The following is a 2774-nucleotide window of genomic DNA, read 5'->3' as shown; positions in this document are numbered from 1 at the left end:
AACGCCGGTCATTGCCACCGCACCTGGGCGCGTATTCTTTATGGGTCGCCAAGGGGGATATGGGCAGGTGATCGAGGTGGAGCACGACACAGGGGCCATTAGTCGCTACACACACCTTAGCCGATTCTCCCCACAGCTAGTGGTTGGGGATTTAGTCAATGCGGGAGAGTCGCTCGGAGAGGTAGGTTCCTCCGGGGTCGCCACGGGCCCCAACCTGCATTACGAAGTGAGAGTCAATAACCAGCCTGTTGATCCCCTTGGTCAAGGTCAACGCATCATGTTGGGTGAGCAGCCGACTCAAGGTGAATATCAAGCGTCACTTTACGAGGCAAGAGATCGCTTGGAACAAGCTATCGGCACGGCGTCCATTTATGACTTGATCTCGTTTAACGAGCCGTAACCACCCGTGCTTAGCAACGTTGCATGGATTGTTAGTAACGTGAACGTGTGCTTGCCTCGTTATGGAACCCTAGCGCTGTGATCACTCATCTACCACAAGACAGGTAATCGGTATGGAAGAGGTTTCTCTCGTCACAATGGGGGTATTGGGAAGCCTTGCCGCGGGCTTGATGACGGCTGTCGGGGCGCTTCCTATCTTGTTTACCAAAAGACCGAATCGTGGTGTTCGCGATTTAGCGTTGGGGTTCGCCGCTGGCGTCATGCTAGCGGCCTCTTTCTTCTCACTGATCATACCCTCCTTAGAAGCCTCGGAGCTGCGTTACGGAGGTAGCGTGGTACCTGCTGCCATTGCCTGTGCGGCCATCTTGCTAGGGATTGGAATGGTCGCACTACTGAACGAACTCTTACCTCATGAGCACTTCGAACAGGGGTGAGAAGGGCCAGAGGCTGCCTCACTACGTCGTATCTGGTTGTTTATTATTGCCATTACGATACACAACCTGCCAGAAGGGCTAGCCGTTGGCGTGGCCTTCGGCGCAGGGGGAAGCGAAGGAGGCATTCCACTAGCGATTGGCATTGGACTTCAGAATGCCCCAGAAGGACTGGCCGTAGCAGTATCACTGCTAGGCGTGGGCTATTCACGTTGGCGGTCATGGACGATTGCCGCCCTTACGGGGCTTGTTGAGCCGTTGGGTGGCTTATTAGGCGCTGGAGTCATCAGCATGTCACAAGCGCTACTGCCCTGGGGGTTGGCCTTTGCAGCGGGGGCGATGTTGTATGTGATCAGTCATGAGATTATTCCCGAAACTCATCGAAGCGGGCACCAAAAAAAGGCCACGCTGGGCCTCTCCATCGGATTGGTACTCATGCTGTTTTTGGATGTTTCGCTGGGCTGACCATTGGGCGTGGGGCGTAGCGTTAGTGCTAACCCAAGTCGAGAGCCCCTCCGTGCGATTTTTCAGTGATACAGAGTTGATGATCACTGATGACCTCAATGATTCGGCAGCTTTCCACTTTACCACCGGCACACTGCGTGATCATCCGTTGAAGCTCCTCACGCAGTATGGACAGTCGTTGAAGGCGGGACTCCACTTTCTTTAGGTGATGCGTGGCGATGGCATCGACTTCTTGGCAAGGCATATCAGGTTGATCTGACATGGCCAAAAGCTCTCGCACTGACTCCACCGAAAAGCCAAAGTCACGGGCATGACGAATAAAGGTCAAGCGCCGCACAGCGTCGTCTCCATAGCGGCGCTGCCCCCCACCGGTTCGTGTCGCATCGCGCAACAGCCCAATACGCTCGTAATAGCGAACCGTTTCAGGTTTGCAATCGGCTCGTCGTGCTAACTCACCAATGCTGATACTTTGGCCGATCATCGACATGGTAAAACTCCTTAGGCAGGGCTTGAAGCTGTAGTTGCTACAAGGTTTACACTTAAAAACCATAGCCCATTGGCAGGAGAGGCACCATGAAAACATCAACGCCGACAACAGCGCCTACCACCTTGACGCTGCGTGTTGAAGGCATGGACTGCGGCGGTTGTGAGCGCAAGGTTGTATCGGCGCTAGAGCGACTGGAAGGCATTGAGGAAGTCACGGCAAGCTCGGTCACGGGATCAGTGAAGATTCACCACCACGATCACGGGGCCCCCTCGCGAAAGACCATTGAGGGCATCCTGAACGAACTAGGCTATCAAGTGGCTTCCCATGATGGCCAAACACGCGCACCTGGTGCTTCATCCTCTTGGTGGCAAACCGCTAAAGGGCGCTTGGTCATTATCACAGGCAATTTGCTGATCGTAGCCTTCGCGCTTCGTTTAGCATGGCCTGCGCTGGGTAATATGCCTTTCATTTTGGCCACGCTAGTCGGCTTAATACCCATTGCGCAGAGTGCCTGGGGCGCCCTCAAAATGCGCAATCCCTTTACCATAGAGATGCTGATGTGCATCGCTGCGCTTGGCGCATTGGCCATCAATGCTGCCGCTGAAGCTGCGATGGTCGTGTTCTTGTTCGCCGTAGGTGAGCTACTCGAAGGGGTAGCTGCTTCACGAGCGCGCCGCAGTATCTCAGCCTTGGCAAATTTAACACCCTCAACGGCGAGGCTGATGGACAATGGCCATCTGCGTGACGTCTCGGCGGAGTCACTTAAACCCGGGCAGCGTGTGCTGGTGCGGCCCGGTGATCGCGTACCCTGCGATGGACGCATCCTGGTGGGCACCTCCGACATTGACGAGTCGCCGGTAAACGGCGAGTCCATACCCCGTTCGCGAGCGCCTGGTGATGACATTTTTGCTGGCACAGTGAATCTTGATGCCGCCCTGGAGGTGGAGGTAACACGAGGCGCTGATGACAATACGATCGCACGCGTTATTCGT

Annotated in this window: 5 protein-coding genes; 4 read left to right on the top strand and 1 reads right to left on the bottom strand. The window is 55.3% G+C overall.

What is annotated here, in order from left to right:
• The 3 genes from ACT3UM_RS24075 to ACT3UM_RS24065 form a co-directional block, all read left to right on the top strand.
• Positions 1–400: M23 family metallopeptidase (locus ACT3UM_RS24075; RefSeq protein WP_498902534.1), on the top strand; the 400-nt coding region annotated here is incomplete at its 5' end.
• A 112-nt stretch (positions 401–512) separates the two neighbouring features.
• Positions 513–833, top strand: a complete 321-nt coding sequence (locus ACT3UM_RS24070; RefSeq protein ID WP_498902532.1) for a ZIP family metal transporter — start codon at positions 513–515, stop codon at positions 831–833.
• 30 nt (positions 834–863) lie between these two features.
• Positions 864–1295, top strand: a complete 432-nt coding sequence (locus ACT3UM_RS24065) for a ZIP family metal transporter (protein WP_498902535.1) — start codon at positions 864–866, stop codon at positions 1293–1295.
• A 28-nt stretch (positions 1296–1323) separates the two neighbouring features.
• Here ACT3UM_RS24065 and ACT3UM_RS24060 read toward each other — a convergent pair whose 3' ends face one another.
• Positions 1324–1782, bottom strand: coding sequence for a MerR family transcriptional regulator (locus ACT3UM_RS24060; protein WP_144979945.1), 459 nt, complete (start codon positions 1780–1782; stop codon positions 1324–1326).
• Between the two features lie 86 nt (positions 1783–1868).
• On the opposite strand from ACT3UM_RS24060, the gene ACT3UM_RS24055 reads away from it, so the two are divergent.
• The coding region (locus ACT3UM_RS24055; protein ID WP_498902530.1) for a P-type ATPase actuator domain-containing protein at positions 1869–2774 on the top strand (906 nt) is incomplete at its 3' end.

This window comes from Halomonas sp. AOP13-D3-9 (genome assembly GCF_052379125.1).
In the GTDB taxonomy this organism is placed as follows: Bacteria; Pseudomonadota; Gammaproteobacteria; order Pseudomonadales; family Halomonadaceae; genus Vreelandella.
This window is presented reverse-complemented; position numbering and strand designations above follow the sequence as displayed.